Origin of the sequence: Lysinibacillus sp. VIII_CA (genome assembly GCF_049943995.1) — a bacterium.
Lineage (GTDB): Bacteria > Bacillota > Bacilli > Bacillales_A > Planococcaceae > Lysinibacillus > Lysinibacillus pinottii.
Map to the genome: position 1 here is coordinate 213,545 of NZ_JBNFXM010000001.1, position 18,009 is coordinate 231,553.

The window sequence follows — 18,009 nt, forward strand, 5'->3', positions numbered from 1 at the left end:
AGGCTGCGCATTAGACGCAGCCTTTTATCTTTATTATTTTTGTTGTTCAGCGCGTTCTTTTTCCTCTTGTAGTACTACTTTACGAGATAAATTCACACGACCTTGTTTGTCAATTTCAATTACCTTTACTAGTAATTGATCGCCTAGTTTTAAGACGTCTTCCACTTGCTTAGTGCGTTCCTCTTGAATTTCAGAAATGTGAAGCAAGCCATCTTTACCTGGGAAAATTTCACAAAACGCGCCGAATTTTTCAATACGCTTCACTGTCGATAAGTAGTATTCACCTACTTTAGCTTCTCGTACGATATCCTCAATAATTTGTTTTGCACGTGCATTCATTTCTTCATTAGCTGAAGAAATATAGATTGTACCATCTTGTTCTGTATCAATCTTAACGCCCGTTTCTTCAATGATTTTATTAATTTGTTTTCCGCCAGGTCCAATAACATCACGAATTTTATCTGGATTGATTTTAACAATTACGATTTTAGGTGCAAATTCAGATAATTGTTTACGTGGCTCTGCAAGTGTTGCAAGCATTGATTCTAAAATATGCATACGGCCTACTTTAGCCTGTGTCAATGCTTCTTCTAAAATATTGCGAGATAACCCATCGATTTTAATATCCATTTGTAGAGCTGTTACACCTTTAGCTGTACCAGCCACTTTAAAGTCCATATCACCTAGATGATCTTCCATTCCTTGAATATCCGTTAAAATAGAATAATGTTCACCTTTTTTAATAAGGCCCATTGCAATACCTGCAACTGGTGCTTTTAATGGAACACCAGCATCCATCATAGCTAACGTGGATGCACAAATAGAAGCCTGAGAGGTTGAACCATTTGATTCAAGTACTTCTGATACACAACGAATTGTATATGGGAAAACTGATTCATCAGGAATGACTGCTTCCAGTGCACGCTCCCCTAAAGCTCCATGACCAATTTCACGACGACCTGGTCCACGAATTGGTCCTGTTTCACCAACCGAGAATTGAGGGAAGTTATAATGGTGCATAAAGCGTTTTGATTCTTCGACACCTAAACCGTCAATAATTTGCACATCACCAAGCGCACCTAATGTACAGATAGAAAGTGCTTGAGTTTGTCCACGTGTAAATAGACCTGAACCGTGTGTACGCTGTAATAAGCCTGTTTCAGAAGAAAGTGGTCGAATCTCGTCTAGCTTACGACCATCTGGACGAATTTTATCTTCAGTAATTTGACGACGTACTTCATCTTTTACCATCTTATCAAGAATTGTATAAACCTGCTTCATCGTGTCATCATCGGCTTCTTGCTCTTCATAGGAAGCAATAATACGATCTTTTACAGCTTGAATTGCCTCATCACGAGCATGTTTCTCAGCCGTTTGAATAGCATCATGCATATCAGTCTCACAAGCAGCTTTTATATCCGCTTGAATTGCTTCATCAATTTCAAATAATGTAACTGGTTTCTTTTCTTTTCCTACCTCAGCTACAATTTGCTCTTGGAATGCGATGATTTTTTTAATTTCTTCATGCCCAAACATAATCGCTTCTAACATTACCTCTTCAGGAACTTCAAGTGCGCCTGCTTCAACCATGTTGATAGCGTCTTTGTTCCCTGCTACAGATAAATGAATTGTCGATTGGTTCGATTGTTCCACTGTTGGATTGACAATGAATTCCCCGTCAATATAACCAACTTGTACACCTGCGATTGGTCCATCAAAAGGAATATCAGATATAGCTAATGCTAATGAAGAACCAACCATTGCTGCCATTTCAGACGTACAGTCAGAATCATTTGACATAACCATAGAGATTACTTGAACTTCGTTACGGAAACCATCTGGGAACATCGGACGAATTGGACGGTCGATTAAACGGCTCGCCAATATAGCTTTTTCAGATGGACGCCCTTCACGCTTAATAAAGCCGCCAGGAATTTTACCTGCAGCATATAGACGCTCTTCATAGTTTACTGTTAATGGGAAGAAATCAAGTGGTTTAGGTGATTTTGACATTGTGGCTGTAGATAATACTGACGTATCGCCATAGCGTACTAATACAGCACCGTTTGCTTGTTTTGCTAACTGTCCTACTTCAATTACAAGTGGACGGCCAGCCCATTCATAGGAATAGACTTTCTTTTCGTTCATTCAATGAACCCCTCTCTATTATAAAAACACTTACTTCGTCTGTATGTACTAATTGTAAGTGTACCAAAAATGCTTGTTCTATGCTAAAAAATATTTCATGAAATAATCATACATTTAAATTCAGTTATTGCCAATTTATTTAAGATTTATTTCTATATTTTATTGAAAAAACATTTTTATACTTTTGTTATATGGAATTAATTTAAATTGATTCCTTCCTGACGAAAAGTAATGTATGTAAATAGATATAAATGCTTCTTCACATTATTATTTCAAGTGCAGGCTATACACAATAGATTTATTATAACACGGTACTTGTCATACATCCTACTAGTATAAAGAAAGTTAAGTATGTAGTAAAGTTTAAGTGTGTCAAGAGAAGAAATTTAAAATAAATGCCCCGTCAAAATAGCATTCACGGGGCATTTCGCGTCTTCTTTATGTAAATTATGTCGTTTTAGACACCGGTCGACCTATTTTATCTTTGTTTTTTACTTTTTGGATCATATTGCTGAAAGCTGGTAGGACGAAACGATCCAATCCAAACTTACCGGCATTGAAGCCTGCTGCTGCTATAAAGATAGCAAGTAAAATATCCCAAGGGTTACTTGATATAGTACCTGCCATTAAAAATGCGAAGTTCATAACCATCCCAAAAAATGCAGCATATGTTGTTAAACATCCTAGTATTAATCCCAGGCCGACTAAAAATTCTCCCCATGGAATAAGGAAATTAATAATTTCAGCATTGGGTAAAGCAAATGATTCAATAAACTTTACGTATAGTGGATATGCTAAATCCTCACCGCTCGTTACTGGATTTGCTATAGCATTTGCTAAAAAACCGGATGCATCAAATCCATTCATCAATTTTCCCCAACCGGCTGTTAGCCAATGCCAACCTAGATATATGCGAATAATGGTCAAGATTCCTGCAACAATATTATTCTCTCTTAATATTTTGTTAAACATTCAACTGCACCTTCTCACCATAAATTTTGTTTTTACATTTCACAAGCTGAAGTAAGCTGTTATAGATGGTGGACTGTTATGAATGGCCATTCATTGCTATAAAAAAAACAACCACTATTGATTAGTTCATTGATTCAACTCTATTTCTTTTGTCGCATGGACAACAAAGGTAGATTACCATATAACTAGTTGAATTTGGTTGCGAAATGTGATTAGAATATATCATCCTTTTATTGACTAGAACATGTTTTTTCTAGCTCGTTCACCGGAGCGTAAAAAAGTTATGGCTGATTATCGAACAAAATATAAATAGAGACGAGAAATAAACCATCCTTTTATTCAAAAAAAAAAAGACTGTAGACAAAAGTTTGTCTACAGTCCGCTGTAATTAGCGACGTAAGCCTAAACGGTTGATTAGTTCACGGTAACGTTGTACGTCAGTTTCACGAAGATATTTTAATAAGTGACGACGACGACCTACCATTTTAAGAAGACCACGCTCAGAGTGGAAATCTTTTTTGTGTGTACGTAAGTGAGTATTTAGAGCATTGATTTCTGCTGTTAATACTGCAACTTGTACTTCTGGTGAACCAGTGTCACTTTCGTGAGTACGGTACTCAGCGATAATTTCGTTTTTACGTTCTTTTGTAATAGCCATTTGTATGGACCTCCTAAGAAAAATTATTTATCCCCATTAGCACAGTAAACGTTGGAGTCTTCGATATACCGAGCTAAGGTTGAGCATTATGCACTTATGAATGTTACCATAAATGATTGAGTCAAGCAAGTAAAAACCGTAGCTCAGTTGACTCTATTGTAAATCGTTAAAATATTGTATAGCTTCTTGTTTATCTTTTTCAATTTGCGTTTTTAAAGCATCAATACCGTCAAATTTTCTTTCGCTTCGTATACGTTTATACCAAGCTACATGTACTTCTTCGCCATAAATATTCTTATCAAAATTTAAAATATGAACCTCAATGGACAATTGCTTATCGTTCGGATCTTTAAACGTTGGTTTGTAGCCTACATTACAGACACCATCATACCAAGCATTTTGGACTAGCAGACGGACAGCATAGACCCCACTTGCAGGAATAAAAGTTCCTTCTAAAGCTTGGACATTTGCTGTTGGGAAGCCAATTGTTCGACCACGTTTATCTCCATGTACAACCATTCCGTTTATTTCAAATGGACGCCCTAATAATGTTCTCGCTGCTTCCATATCACCCTCTTGTAAAAGTTGACGAATACGGGTTGAGCTGATTTTCTCCACATCATCCGTCTTCTTCTCAACGATTGTCACACCATAATCCCCATTGCTTAATGCACGCATATCGTCCATTGTACCTTTACCAAATGCCCCAAATGAATAATCGAAGCCAGCTGTCACATGTTGTATATTTAATCCACGAATAAATGTATCAATAAATGCGGCTGGAGATAGTTTAGCAAAATCAGATGTGAAATGGACAACAAACACTGTATCCACGCCTTGTTCCTCAAAAAGCTGCAATTTCTGCTGTAAGAGTGTAATATAGAAAACCTTTTCGTTACGCCCTCCAAGGACTAATGATGGGTGCGGGTCAAATGTCATTACTGCGCTTGGAATTTGCCGCTTCTCTCCCTCTTCCTTTGCTGCCTTGATAACTGCCTGATGCCCTCTATGTACACCATCGAAAAAGCCAAGCGCTAATGAATAGGGCTGCATGCTTTCTCTTTGCTGTAATTGATGTGGGTATTTTAAATGAATGACCTCCATTGAAAAATCCTCCTACTCTATCGTCGGAAACATCTTGTGTGGTTTCATCAAGCCTGCCTTTGAAGGGTGAGCTTGATAAACCGCAACTGCCTTTCCATTGATTCCAAAGACAATTTTATCATGTATCTTTAACAATGTATCTGCTGGAAGCACTTGTCCATTAAAAATTTCTTTTTCATTGGCAGAAGTAATCTCAATATATGGATAGTCTGTTAATGCATACTCGACAGGTAAAATACAAGTAGCCACCTGCTCTTCATCCATGAGCTCAGCCACCTGTGCCAGCGTAAAACAGTTATCGCGCGTAAAGGTACCTGAAGCAGTACGTACGAGCTCTTTCATATGGGCTGGATAACCAAGTTCCTCCCCAATTTGGACAGCTAATGTACGGATATAAGTTCCTTTACTACAAGCGATACGAACAGGGAATGTAATCTCCTGTCCCTCGTAGGATTCATTGTCATCGAGAAGTTCTAGAGCATAAATGGTAACTTGGCGAGTCGGTCTTTCAACTGTCTCACCTTTTCGAGCATATTCATAGAGGCGTTTACCATTTACCTTAACAGCAGAAAACATGGGTGGAGTTTGTTCAATAATTCCTGTTAATGAAGCTAAAACCTCTTGTAATTGCTCACGAGAAAACTTTTTAATAGTCTGATCCTGTGCAACCGTTTCGCCCTCTGCATCCTCCGTTGTCGTTGTACGACCAATGGATATAATAGCTTCATAGGTTTTACCTGCATCTGTTAAATATTCTGCAATTCGAGTGGCTTGGCCAATACAAATTGGTAGTACACCCTCCACGCCTGGATCCAATGTCCCTGTATGTCCAACCTTTTTTGTACGTAAAATTTTGCGTAGTTTAAAGACACAATCGTGGCTTGTCATGCCTCTTTCTTTCCAAAGCGGTAAAATACCGTTCATATAAATCCTCCCAAATTGCCTTTAAAATAAATATTGCACCTAGCATATTTGCCAGGACAAAAAACTTCTTCATGAAGATAAAAAGCCTGCCTGCATGAACATGCAAATGGCAGACTTTTATTAGCTTATTCTTTGTGTAAATCTCTTAGCAAAGTATCAATACGATTTCCGTACTCAATCGATGAATCGAATTCAAAGATTAACTCTGGTGTACGTCGTAAACGGATACGTGAACCAATTTCTGATCGAATAAAACCAGAAGCCTTTACTAAAGCTTTAAGCGTTTCCTCGCGTTCACGTTCATTGCCTAAAGATGTGATATAAATAGTCGCTTGCTGTAAATCACCAGTTACCTCAACACCTGTAACAGTAACAAAACCAACACGCGGATCTTTAATTTTACGGCCAAGAATATCACCAAGCTCTTTTTTCATTTGCTCAGCAACACGGTTTGAACGTAGAGACATAATTTGTCACCTCTATTTCAGTACAGATAGTTGGTCTTTTTATGCTATAGTATCCCAACTACCTACTATTCCTTATAAATAGTCTCGCCACACATTAAGCTGTTCCCATGATGGATTTGACTCTAAATAATGGAGCGCGTGATTAATTTCCCGTTCAGCTGCTTCTTTCGATGATGAAACAGCTACAAGTGCTAATTTTGTGCGCTGCCATACATTTTGATGGTCAATTTCCGCAATAGAAACATTAAATTTCTGCTTTGTGCGGGTAATCATACGCTGTAAGACAGCACGTTTCTCTTTTAACGAATGGGCAGTTTGAATGATAAATTCAACCTCTGCGTATACAATCATTATACTCGTTTAACTTCTTCCATAATGTAGGCTTCAATAATGTCGCCTTCTTTAATATCGTTGAAGTTTGTAATAGTAATACCACATTCGTATCCTCTTGCTACTTCTTTTACTTCGTCTTTGAAGCGCTTAAGCGTATCTAATTCACCTTCAAAAATAACTACGTTATCACGGATTACACGTACGCCTGAATCACGCGTTACTTTTCCTTCAGTTACATACGAACCAGCAATTGTACCAACTTTTGATACTTTAATTGTTTGGCGAACTTCTGCTTGCCCAATAATTTTTTCTTCAAATTCAGGATCAAGCATACCTTTCATCGCTTGCTCAATTTCTTCAATTACTTTGTAAATGATACGGTGTAAACGAATATCTACGCCTTCTTCTTCTGCAGCACGTTTTGCATTGACATCTGGACGTACATTGAAACCAATAACAATAGCATTGGAAGCAGCAGCTAGAGAAATATCAGATTCCGTAATGGCACCTGCACCAGTGTGAATAATTTTCACATTTACGCCTTCTACATCAATTTTCATTAATGAAGCAGCCATTGCTTCTACAGTACCTTGTACGTCTGCCTTAACGATTAAATTCAGCTCTTTCATTTCGCCTTGGCTCATTTGCTCAAATAAGTTATCAAGCGTTACACGTTGTTTTTCAGAACGTTGTGCTTGGATAGCTGACATCGCACGAGTTTCCCCAACTTGACGAGCTGTTTTTTCGTCTTCAAAGACAACAAAACGGTCTCCTGCTTGAGGTACATCATTTAAACCAGTAATTTCTACTGGTGTTGATGGTCCAGCTTCTTTCACACGACGGCCTTTGTCGTTCACCATTGCACGAACTCGACCAAATGTATGACCAACAACGATTGGGTCACCCACTTTTAATGTACCATCTTGCACTAACAGCGTAGCAACTGAACCGCGTCCTTTGTCTAGCTGAGCTTCAATGACTGTTCCAAGTGCTAAACGGTCAGGGTTTGCTTTCAATTCTCCTACTTCGGCAACAAGTAAAATCATTTCTAGTAATGTGTCAATGCCTTCACCTTTTAATGCAGAAATTGGTACGAAAATTGTTTCTCCGCCCCATGCTTCAGGAACTAAGCCATGTTCAGTTAATTCTTGCATTACACGATCTGGATTGGCTGATGGTTTATCCATTTTATTCACAGCTACAATGATTGGTACTTCCGCTGCTTTTGCGTGATTGATTGCTTCTACTGTTTGTGGCATTACACCATCATCAGCAGCTACTACTAAAATGGTTAAATCTGTTACTTTTGCACCACGTGCACGCATTGTTGTGAAAGCAGCGTGTCCAGGTGTATCAAGGAAGGTAATTTTCTTGTCACCTTCTGTTACTTGGTAGGCACCAATATGCTGCGTAATGCCCCCAGCTTCACCTGCAGTTACTTTAGTATTACGAATTGAATCTAATAATGTTGTTTTACCGTGGTCAACGTGACCCATGATTGTTACAACTGGCGGACGTTCTGATAATTCAGCTTCATTTACTTCTTCTGTTTGCTCGAAGTGTGTCTCTAAGTCCGTGATATCTACACGAATCTCCTCTTCCACTTCTACACCATAGTCTGCGCAAATTAATTCAATTGCATCCTTATCTAATTCTTGGTTAATTGTTGCCATTACCCCAAGCATAAATAATTTTTTAATAATTTCTGATGGCTCACGGTGTAATTTTTTTGCTAATTCTGCCACTGATAATGATTCAACAAAAGTAATTTTTTCTGGAAGTTCCTTTTGTTTAACTGGTATTGATGGTTGATGCGTTTTTGGATGGCGACGTTTGCCTCCATGAATCCCTGGTTTTGGACGTTGGTTGTAACCACCGCCACCTCTACGATTATTATTATTGTTATTATTATTATTTTGTGTCATATTTCTATTTTGATTACCTTTTGTATTCTTAGATTTTTCGTTAGACGAATTTGAGTGTTGCTGATTATTTACTTTAGGCTTAGAAGTAGCAGATTGCTGCCTTTGACCTTCTTGCTTTTTCACCGAATGGTTTTGTTGGCCATTCGATTGAGATTTTTGTGAAATGTTTTGAGTTGCTTGTTTTCCTACATTTTTCTCAGGTGTTGCTTTAAATGTTTGGTTTAACTTTGACACGATGTCTTTCTCTAACATAGACATATGATTAGTTACACTCACATTTAATTTACTAAGTGCTTCAATAACCTCTTTACTCGTTTTATTCACTTGTTTCGCATATTCATGAACTCTGATTTTGGTCATCTGCTCACCCCCGATTATTTTTCGTTGAGTAGACTAGACAATTTACTTGCAAAACCTTTATCGGTAATCGCTAAAGCCACTCGGGCCTCCTTACCTGTAGCATGTCCTAGATCATAACGATCTCCAATTACATGATACTCAACGTTGTAGTACGTGCACTTATCTTGAATTTTCTTACTTGAGTTTTTAGAAGCATCGTTTGCAAGCAGTACTAACTTAGCATTGCCATTGCGGACTTCCTTTACTACTAACTCTTCTCCTGAAATCACTTTACGGGCTCTTGCCGCAATTCCAAGCAAATTAAATATTGCTTGATTGATCATAAAATTGACTCCCTACGAATTAGCAAAATAAGCTCCTCGTAAATTTCTTCAGGTATTTTCACATCAAGTTGGTGCCCCAATACATTTTTCTTACGAGCGATATCGATTGCCTTCTCTGATTTAGAGACATAGGCACCACGCCCAGGTTTTTTCCCGGAGACATCTACACTTACTTCGCCCTCTTTCGAACGAACAACACGTATCATTTCTTTCTTAGGTAGCATTTCTCCAGTTGCTACACATTTACGAAGAGGTACTTTTTTGTTAACAGCCATAAGAATCACCATTCCTCTCTGAAGCTTGTCGTAAGAGGTGGACAAGTCATGCTCTACTTGACGCTCTGACAGTATTCAGTCGGCGTAGGGGGCCCACTGAATACTGTCAGTTAACTCGTCACACGGGCTTTCTTACTTATTCTTCGTCGTCCTGATATAAGTCTACTGCCACTTCTTCAAAATCACTTTCTTCATCCACAGCAGGTACGAAAGTGCTTGTAGCAGACGGATAGATACCTAATTCACGTGCATCTGTCTCACTCTTAATATCAATTTTCCAGCCAGTAAGCTTTGCAGCTAATCGTGCATTTTGTCCACGTTTACCAATAGCTAGTGATAATTGATAATCTGGTACAACAACCGTTGTAGATTTTTCTTCTTCGTTTACTTGTACATCTAAAACTTTTGATGGACTAAGCGCATTGGCAACGAATACAACAGGATCTTCCGACCATTCTACGATATCGATTTTTTCACCGTTTAGTTCGTTAACAATCGTTTGTACACGAGCACCTTTAGCTCCCACACAAGAGCCTACTGGATCTACTTCTTCATTGTGTGCATAGACAGAAATTTTTGAGCGATCTCCTGCTTCACGAGCAATCGATTTAATCTCTACAATTCCTTCATAAATTTCTGGTACTTCCATCTCAAATAATCGGCGTAATAAGCCAGGATGTGTTCGAGATACAATCACTTGCGGACCGCGTGTTGTACGTTCAACCTTTGTAATATACACTTTAATGCGATCATGTGGATGGTAAGTTTCGCCTTGGATTTGTTCATTGACTGGCAATGCAGCCTCAACTTTTCCTAAACCTACATAAATATTTCGCGCATCTAAACGTTCCACAACACCAGTTACGATATCATCTTCACGATCGACATATTGCTCGTAGATTAAACCACGTTCCGCTTCACGTACACGTTGTGTTACTACCTGTTTGGCTGTTTGTGCAGCAATACGACCGAAGTTACGTGGCGTTACTTCTTGTTCCACGATATCTTCTAATTGATAAGCAGGGTTAATAACCTTTGCGTCTTCTAAAGAAATTTGTAGACGATCGTCCTCTACTTCTTCCACAACATCTTTACGTGAAAACACACGAATAGAGCCCTTATCTAAATTTAAGTCCACACGAACATTTTGTGCTTGGTTAAAGTTGCGTTTGTAAGCTGTAACTAATGCCGCTTCAATTGCTTCAATCAACACATCTCTTGAAATTCCTTTTTGTTCTTCTAGCGCATTCAGCGCATCTAACAAATCACTACTCATTTTGTTTTCACTCCTAAATATGCATTATGCTTAAAAATCGATGGCTAGTCGTGCCAATGCGATTTTTTCTTGTTCTATTGTTACTGTAATTTTACGCGTTTTAATGCGTACTTCCATCACTAATGTATGTTCCTCGTAGGATGTTAAGTAGCCTTGGAATTCCTTCATGTCCTTAATGGGCTTATAGGTTTTTACATAAATAAACTTACCAATTGCTTTTTCAAAATCAGCATCCTTTTTTAATGGACGCTCCGCTCCAGGTGATGAAACTTCTAAATAATAGTTTTGTGTAATTGGGTCTTTTTCATCCAATAACAAACTTAGTCGTTCGCTTACTTGAGCACATTGGTCAATGTCGATGCCCCCTTCTGGTGTATCAACATAGACGCGTAAAAACCAGTTACGTCCTTCTTTTACGAACTCAATATCCACTAACTCCAGATTTAACTCATCTACTATTGGTTTAGCGAGCTCTTCAATTAAAGATGGTACTTTGCTCATTATTTCCTCCTGTATCTATTCTAGCGTGTCAATCATTCATTACAGTATTGGTGGTGTAATGAACCATAATAAAACAGAAATTCCACCAGTTGCTTTGGTGAAATTTTACGGTCTTACCTGCTGTTAGTCAAAATTTGTTTTGCTACGGTATAACAACAGAAAAGAGCGGGTAAGCCCCACTCTTTTGCTGGAAAAATATCAACAAATTATTACCATTAGAATAGCATAGTTCTTGGTATAATGCAAATTTCCTTCATGAAAGATAACCATATTGTGACAGGATTTTGAAATGACTAGATTTTACAGATCAAACTTTGAATGATTAGCAGCTCATTGATCCTTAAAAGAGTGATAGCTGATTAGCATCCGGCATTCCTTCCAAACAGCCCAACTGATCCATGTATTCAATTAGTGTTTTCGAAACACGACCGCGTTGCTGTAAATCTTCCTTCGATAAAAACTCTCCATCTTCTCGAGCAGCCACTATCGTTTTGGCTACGTTCGTACCAAGTCCTGGGATTGCATCAAAAGGTGGAATTAATGTATTGCCTTCAATGACAAATTCACTTGCCTGTGAGCGGTACAAGTCAACTTTTTGGAAGCTCATGCCTCGCTCACACATTTCCAGTGCTAGCTCCATCACTGTTAATAAGTTCTTTTCTTTTGTAGAGGCATCTAGACCTTTTAAATTGATTTCGTCAATACGGGCCCGAATCATTTGTGAACCTTGAACCATAGCAATTAAATCAAAGTCATCTGCACGTACCGTGAAATATGCTGCATAGTACAGGATTGGAAAATGGACCTTAAACCAAGCAATACGAACCGCCATTAATACGTATGCGGCAGCATGGGCTTTCGGGAACATATATTTTATCTTTTTACATGACTCGATATACCATCCTGGTACTTTATTGGCGAGCATCTCTGCTTCAAATTCCTCTGATAAGCCTTTCCCTTTACGTACAGACTCCATGATTTTAAATGCTAACGATGGCTCTAGACCTTGGTAAATTAAATACACCATAATATCGTCACGACAACCAATTACTTCTTTCAAGACACATGTCCCGTTATGAATTAATTCTTGTGCGTTACCTAGCCATACGTCTGTTCCATGAGATAATCCGGAAATTTGCACAAGCTCTGAGAATGTAGAAGGCTTTGTATCCTCTAACATTTGCCGTACGAAGCGAGTACCGAATTCAGGAATACCTAATGTTCCCGTCTTACAGCCAATTTGTTTTTCAGTTACACCTAACGATTCAGGTGAACTAAAAATTTGCATAACGACAGGATCATCAGTAGGAATCGTTTTCGGATCTATTCCTGATAAATCCTGTAGCATTCTAATAACTGTCGGATCATCGTGTCCAAGTATATCTAGTTTTAAAATATTATCATGAATCGAGTGGAAGTCGAAATGGGTTGTGCGCCATTCTGCATCCTGAGCATCTGCTGGGAACTGTACTGGAGTGAAATCAAAAATATCCATATAATCAGGTACTACGATAATTCCCCCTGGGTGTTGCCCACTAGTTCGCTTAACCCCTGTACATCCTTGCACTAAACGATCCACCTCAGCTCCGCGGAAATGTAAGTTGTGATCATTCGCATAGCCTTTGACATAACCATATGCTGTTTTCTCCGCCACCGTACCGATTGTTCCTGCACGGTACACATAATCCTCACCAAATAATACCTTGGTATAATTATGGGCCTTCGGCTGGTATTCACCAGAAAAGTTTAAATCGATATCGGGTACCTTATCCCCTTTAAAGCCAAGGAAGGTTTCGAATGGGATATCTTGTCCATCTTTTTTATAAGGTGTTCCGCATTCTGAGCAGTCTTTATTCGGTAAATCAAAGCCTGAGCTAACCGAACCATCATCAAAAAACTCGGAATGCTTACAATTTGGACAAACATAATGCGGAGGCAATGGGTTAACCTCCGTAATTTCCATAAAGGTTGCCACTAATGAAGAGCCTACGGAACCACGAGAACCTACTAAATAACCGTCAGCTAAAGATTTCTTAACCAGCTTCGCAGAAATTAAATAAATTACACCAAAACCATGTCCTAATATAGATTTTAGTTCTTTTTCAATTCGAGCTTTTACAATTTCGGGTAGCTCCTCACCGTAAATATGATGAGCCATTTCATACGTTAAATTGGTTACTTCATCATCAGAGCCTTCAATTTTTGGTGTATATAAATCATCCTTAATCGGCTTAACATCTCCAATGCTATCAGCTACTTTTTGTGCATTCGTCACAACAACTTCTTTAGCTAGATCTGGTCCTAAGAAATCAAATTCTTTTAGCATTTCATCCGTTGTTCTAAAATGCACCTCAGGTAGTTTGGATCGATTTAAGATGTTTGCACCACCTTGAGAGCCAACAAGTATTTGTCTAAACATAGCATCAGTTGGGTCTAAATAATGAACATTTCCCGTTGCGACAACTGGTTTATCGAGCTTCTTCCCTAACTTAACAAGCTTTCGAATGATATCCTCTAATGTCCATTCATCACGGACGACATTCCGTTCAATTAATGGTGCATATACCGCCTTCGGTTGTACCTCAATATAATCATAGAATTTTGCCACCTGTTCGGCTTCTTCCGGTGATTTATTCATCATCGTTTCAAATAATTCACCATTACTACAACCAGAACCGACTAATAAACCTTCTCGATATTGCTCTAGAACAGCTCGTGTCACACGAGGAACTCGATAGAATGTCTTTGTATGGGAGTGTGAAACAATTTTAAATAAATTCTTTAAGCCCGCATTATCAACAGCTAAAATAGTACAATGCATCGGTCGACCTTTTTTATAGGCATCCCCACCACCGATATGTTTATTAAAATCATCATGGTATTTAATGACTAATTCATCGGCATCTTTTAATAATTGTAAAAGTAAATAGCCTGTCGCCTCTGTATCGTATATCGCTCGGTGATGTTGTGTTAATTCAATATTGAATTTTTTACAAAGTGTATTTAAACGGTGATTTTTCATTGTAGGGTAAAGTAATCTAGCTAATTCTAATGTATCAATGACTGGATGTGTTGTTCCTTCAAGACCAAATTTTTTATAGCCTGTATATAAGAAACCAATATCAAATGACGCATTATGAGCAACAACAATCCCATCCCCAATAAATGCATGAAACTCTTTAATGACTTGCTCTACTTCTGGGGCATGACGAACCATATCATCGGTTATACCTGTTAATTCAATGGTCGTTGCTGAAAGCGGATGATGCGGGTTTGCAAAGCTTTCATATTTATCGATGACATGGCCATCTTTAATCTTTACTGCCGCCAGCTCAATGATTGTATCGTAAGCAGTGGATAATCCGGTTGTTTCCACGTCAAAGACAACATAAGTGGCATCTGCTAATAAGCGATGCTCTGGGGCATATGCAATAGGTACACCATCATCGACTAAATTAGCCTCCAAGCCATAAATTACTTTAATGCTATGTTTTTTCCCTGCTGCATAGGCTTCTGGGAAGGATTGTACAACAGCATGATCTGTAATAGCTACTGCTGGATGACCCCATTTTGCTGCCTGTGCAACAAGACGATCAACGGGCGTCACAGCGTCCATTTGACTCATCGGTGTATGCAAATGTAGCTCTACTCGCTTTTCACCCTCTGGTGCCAGATCCTGACGTGTTTCTTTTTTTATTTCATTAATATCATTCGCCATGACGATTAAATCACGAATAAATGTGTCTGTTTGGACGGAGCCTCGAACTTTAACCCACATTCCCTTTTTTAGGTGCTGCATCAATTCGGCATCGTCATTATCACGTGAGAACATTTTGACGATAATAGAGTCCGTATAGTCAGTAATTTTAATTTGTAATAAAGAACGGCCACTTTTCAGTACTTTAATTTCCGTATCAAAGACAAAGCCTTCCACAATAACACGGCGTTCTTCTTCAACAATGCGTTTAATTTCCATAATTTCATCATCTTTAATATGCATACCAAGCTGGAATGGACGATCACCAAGGTTCGCAATAGCTGGATTGTCCTTCTTCTCCTGCTCTCGTTTTTGGAAGTCCTGCATCGCTTGTTGAGATAAAGCCGCTTCTTCCATACGTTTTTGTTCCATAAACGCTTCCTGAGCAGCAATCATTTCTTCAGTTTGTTCTTGAAGTACAAAGTCTATCACCATTTTTGGAAAACCGAATTGACAATAGCTATCTGCTAGCTTGTCGGCATACTTCGTTTTTAACATCATAAATTCCATTTCCTGCATACAGGCCAATGTAATTTTCTGACCATTCCACATCGGCACTTGAGAGATGAGGCAATTTTTCAAAGTTGGTGCCATCTCATCAATTTGCTCGACAACATTTAGCCAATAAGCTTGAACAAGTTCCTCCGTTACACTTTTCTCTTGTGTCTCAATGGTTGTATAAACTTGTGCGATTGCTGAAAATTTATCTGTTAAATGGGTACGGAAAAGCTGGTAAAGCGGAAATGGCAGTATATCACGCAATTGAATAGTAAAATGCCATAGTCTATCCTTTTTATGGACTGTTAGCCGTGATAACTCACCTTCCTCGAAAAATGACATGTACACATCATCTGTTAACTCTAGTTGCTGCAAAAGCATTCGAAATCTCGTTCTTGCCTCTTGTTGCTGTTCCAATTTATCGACACCTACTTTCAGGAGGAGGCAGTCCATATAAGCCTCATATTCTAATTTATCTTCAACATAGGACAAGAATGCCAGAAAAAAATTCGCTCCCTAACTGCGGGCGCTCTTCAAGCTTAACAGAGAGTCTAAACTATCTGTTTTGTTTGCTTGGCTCACTGTCCCGCAGAATTGTCGCGAATTTATTTATCCCTATTTTATCAAAATTACATGAAAGCCTCTATTAGAAGCATTCACTTCCATTTAAAACCAATCATGACAGGTTATTAATTTTTACGGAAAAATTCATTTAAGCGGTCAATCACTTCTTCCTTTTTCCATTCAAATGTTTCTCCAGTTTGTCTGAACTTCACTTCCACAATACCTTCTGTTGCTTTTTTACCAACTGTTACGCGAACAGGTAAACCAATTAAATCAGCATCCGCAAATTTAACGCCAGCACGCTCAGCACGGTCATCTAGTAGTACATCATAGCGATATGATTTTAGTAAGCCGTAAAGCTCATCTGCTAAAGCTACTTGCACTTCATCTTTAGTATTTACAGGTACAACATGGATATCGTATGGAGCTAATTGTGTTGGCCAAGTGAAGCCATTTTCATCTTGGAAATGCTCAGCTACCGCAGCTAGAATACGAGAAACACCAATACCATAGCAACCCATAATAAATGGTTGAGATTTCCCTTGCTCGTCTAAGAAAGTACCATTCATTTTAGCAGAATATGTAGTACCTAGTTTAAAAATATGACCAACCTCAATGCCTTCCGCAAATTTAATCGTACCTTGTCCATCTGGAGAAGGATCACCCTCTTGAATAAAACGAATATCTAAGTAGTCATTCACAGCAAAATCACGCTCAGGATTAACATTTACTAAATGGAATCCATCTTCATTCGCACCTGCAATACCATTACGAATAGATTTAATCGCATGATCAGCTACTACTTTTACGTCTACAGGTAACTTCACTGGCCCAATGGAGCCAACACCACAACCTAATAGCTCACGAATCGCTGCTTCACTTGCAAGCTCTACAGAACCCGCTTCAAGCGCATTTTTCAATTTAATATCATTGATTTCATGATCTCCACGCGCAAGAACAACTACAAGCTCTCCATCTACATCAAAAACAAGAGATTTTATAACATGGGCAGGTTTTACTTGTAGGAATGCTGAAACTTCCTCTATTGTTTTTTGATCTGGTGTCGCTAATTTTTCAACTTCTTTTAATGCTTCATCAGATGTCTGGTAATCTGCAATAACTTCAGCCATTTCAATATTTGCTGCATAGTCAGATGTATCTGAATAGGCAATTGTATCTTCTCCAATTTCTGAAAGGACCATGAACTCATGTGTACCTTTTCCGCCGATAGACCCTGCATCTGCGATAACAGCACGATAGTTTAAGCCAAGACGTGAGAAAATATTAGAATAAGCACGATACATATCATCATATGTTTCATCTAAGCTTTCACGAGACGCATGGAAAGAATACGCATCTTTCATAATAAATTCTCTTCCTCGTAGTAAACCAAAGCGAGGACGTTTTTCATCACGGAACTTCGTTTGAATTTGATAAAGTGTTAACGGTAATTTTTTATAAGATTTAATTTCATCACGTACTAACGTTGTAATTACTTCTTCATGTGTTGGCCCTAATGCAAAATCACGGTCATGACGGTCTTTCAAGCGCATTAATTCTGGACCGTATTTTTCCCAGCGACCTGACTCTTGCCAAAGCTCAGCAGATTGTAGAGATGGCATTAATAGCTCAATCGAATTGATGGCCTCCATCTCTTCTCGAATAATTGTTTCAATTTTTGATAACACACGTTTTGCAAGCGGTAAATACGAGTATACCCCACTTGTATTTTGACGAATAAACCCTGCACGTAGTAATTGCTTATGTGACTTTACCTCAGCATCAGCAGGTACTTCACGTAACGTTGGGATAAATGTTTTACTTTGCTTCATTCAGTGTTCCACCTTTTTTAATAGATAAGTTTATACTCTCAATAGCATAAACAAATTTAGCTTTGAGCGCAATGTTTCGTAGAAAATGCGCC

At 38.5% G+C, this 18,009-nt stretch carries 14 protein-coding genes; all 14 read right to left on the reverse strand.

What is annotated here, in order from left to right:
- Positions 1-33: 33 nt before the first annotated feature.
- The gene (gene pnp / locus ACP3VS_RS01100) at positions 34-2,148 is read right to left on the reverse strand and encodes a polyribonucleotide nucleotidyltransferase (RefSeq protein WP_012293310.1); all 2,115 of its coding nucleotides are present in this window, start codon (positions 2,146-2,148) and stop codon (positions 34-36) included.
- Positions 2,149-2,595: 447 nt separating this feature from the next.
- Positions 2,596-3,120, reverse strand: coding sequence for a DoxX family protein (locus ACP3VS_RS01105; protein ID WP_031419005.1), 525 nt, complete (start codon positions 3,118-3,120; stop codon positions 2,596-2,598).
- A gap of 388 nt (positions 3,121-3,508) precedes the next feature.
- Complete coding sequence (gene rpsO, locus ACP3VS_RS01110; protein ID WP_008178982.1) at positions 3,509-3,778, reverse strand: 30S ribosomal protein S15; 270 nt, start codon at positions 3,776-3,778, stop codon at positions 3,509-3,511.
- Positions 3,779-3,931: 153 nt separating this feature from the next.
- On the reverse strand, positions 3,932-4,882 hold the full coding sequence (ribF, locus tag ACP3VS_RS01115; RefSeq protein WP_012293307.1) for a riboflavin biosynthesis protein RibF: 951 nt from the start codon (positions 4,880-4,882) through the stop codon (positions 3,932-3,934).
- A 12-nt stretch (positions 4,883-4,894) separates the two neighbouring features.
- Entirely contained in the window at positions 4,895-5,806 is a 912-nt protein-coding gene (gene truB / locus ACP3VS_RS01120; RefSeq protein WP_012293306.1) for a tRNA pseudouridine(55) synthase TruB, read from the reverse strand.
- A gap of 125 nt (positions 5,807-5,931) precedes the next feature.
- Complete coding sequence (gene rbfA / locus ACP3VS_RS01125) at positions 5,932-6,273, reverse strand: 30S ribosome-binding factor RbfA (protein ID WP_012293305.1); 342 nt, start codon at positions 6,271-6,273, stop codon at positions 5,932-5,934.
- Between the two features lie 72 nt (positions 6,274-6,345).
- Complete coding sequence (locus ACP3VS_RS01130) at positions 6,346-6,624, reverse strand: DUF503 domain-containing protein (RefSeq protein WP_008178987.1); 279 nt, start codon at positions 6,622-6,624, stop codon at positions 6,346-6,348.
- Positions 6,624-8,891 (reverse strand): translation initiation factor IF-2, encoded by a 2,268-nt coding sequence (infB, locus tag ACP3VS_RS01135; RefSeq protein ID WP_031419004.1) that lies wholly within the window; start codon positions 8,889-8,891, stop codon positions 6,624-6,626. The genes ACP3VS_RS01130 and infB overlap by 1 nt, the downstream gene beginning before the upstream one ends.
- Positions 8,892-8,905: 14 nt before the next feature.
- Positions 8,906-9,214, reverse strand: a complete 309-nt coding sequence (locus ACP3VS_RS01140) for a YlxQ family RNA-binding protein (protein WP_008178997.1) — start codon at positions 9,212-9,214, stop codon at positions 8,906-8,908.
- On the reverse strand, positions 9,211-9,489 hold the full coding sequence (gene rnpM, locus ACP3VS_RS01145) for an RNase P modulator RnpM (protein ID WP_036167453.1): 279 nt from the start codon (positions 9,487-9,489) through the stop codon (positions 9,211-9,213). Before rnpM ends, ACP3VS_RS01140 begins: the two co-directional genes overlap by 4 nt.
- 136 nt (positions 9,490-9,625) lie before the next feature.
- Positions 9,626-10,765: a transcription termination factor NusA gene (nusA, locus tag ACP3VS_RS01150; RefSeq protein WP_012293302.1), complete on the reverse strand. Its 1,140-nt coding sequence runs from the start codon at positions 10,763-10,765 to the stop codon at positions 9,626-9,628.
- A 30-nt stretch (positions 10,766-10,795) separates the two neighbouring features.
- Positions 10,796-11,266, reverse strand: a complete 471-nt coding sequence (gene rimP, locus ACP3VS_RS01155; protein WP_012293301.1) for a ribosome maturation factor RimP — start codon at positions 11,264-11,266, stop codon at positions 10,796-10,798.
- Positions 11,267-11,606: 340 nt separating this feature from the next.
- Positions 11,607-15,938 carry a PolC-type DNA polymerase III gene (locus tag ACP3VS_RS01160; RefSeq protein WP_426388305.1) on the reverse strand — a complete coding sequence of 1,444 codons (4,332 nt, stop codon included), beginning with the start codon at positions 15,936-15,938 and terminating at the stop codon, positions 11,607-11,609.
- Positions 15,939-16,210: 272 nt separating this feature from the next.
- Positions 16,211-17,917, reverse strand: a complete 1,707-nt coding sequence (locus ACP3VS_RS01165) for a proline--tRNA ligase (protein ID WP_426388306.1) — start codon at positions 17,915-17,917, stop codon at positions 16,211-16,213.
- Positions 17,918-18,009 lie beyond the last annotated feature (92 nt).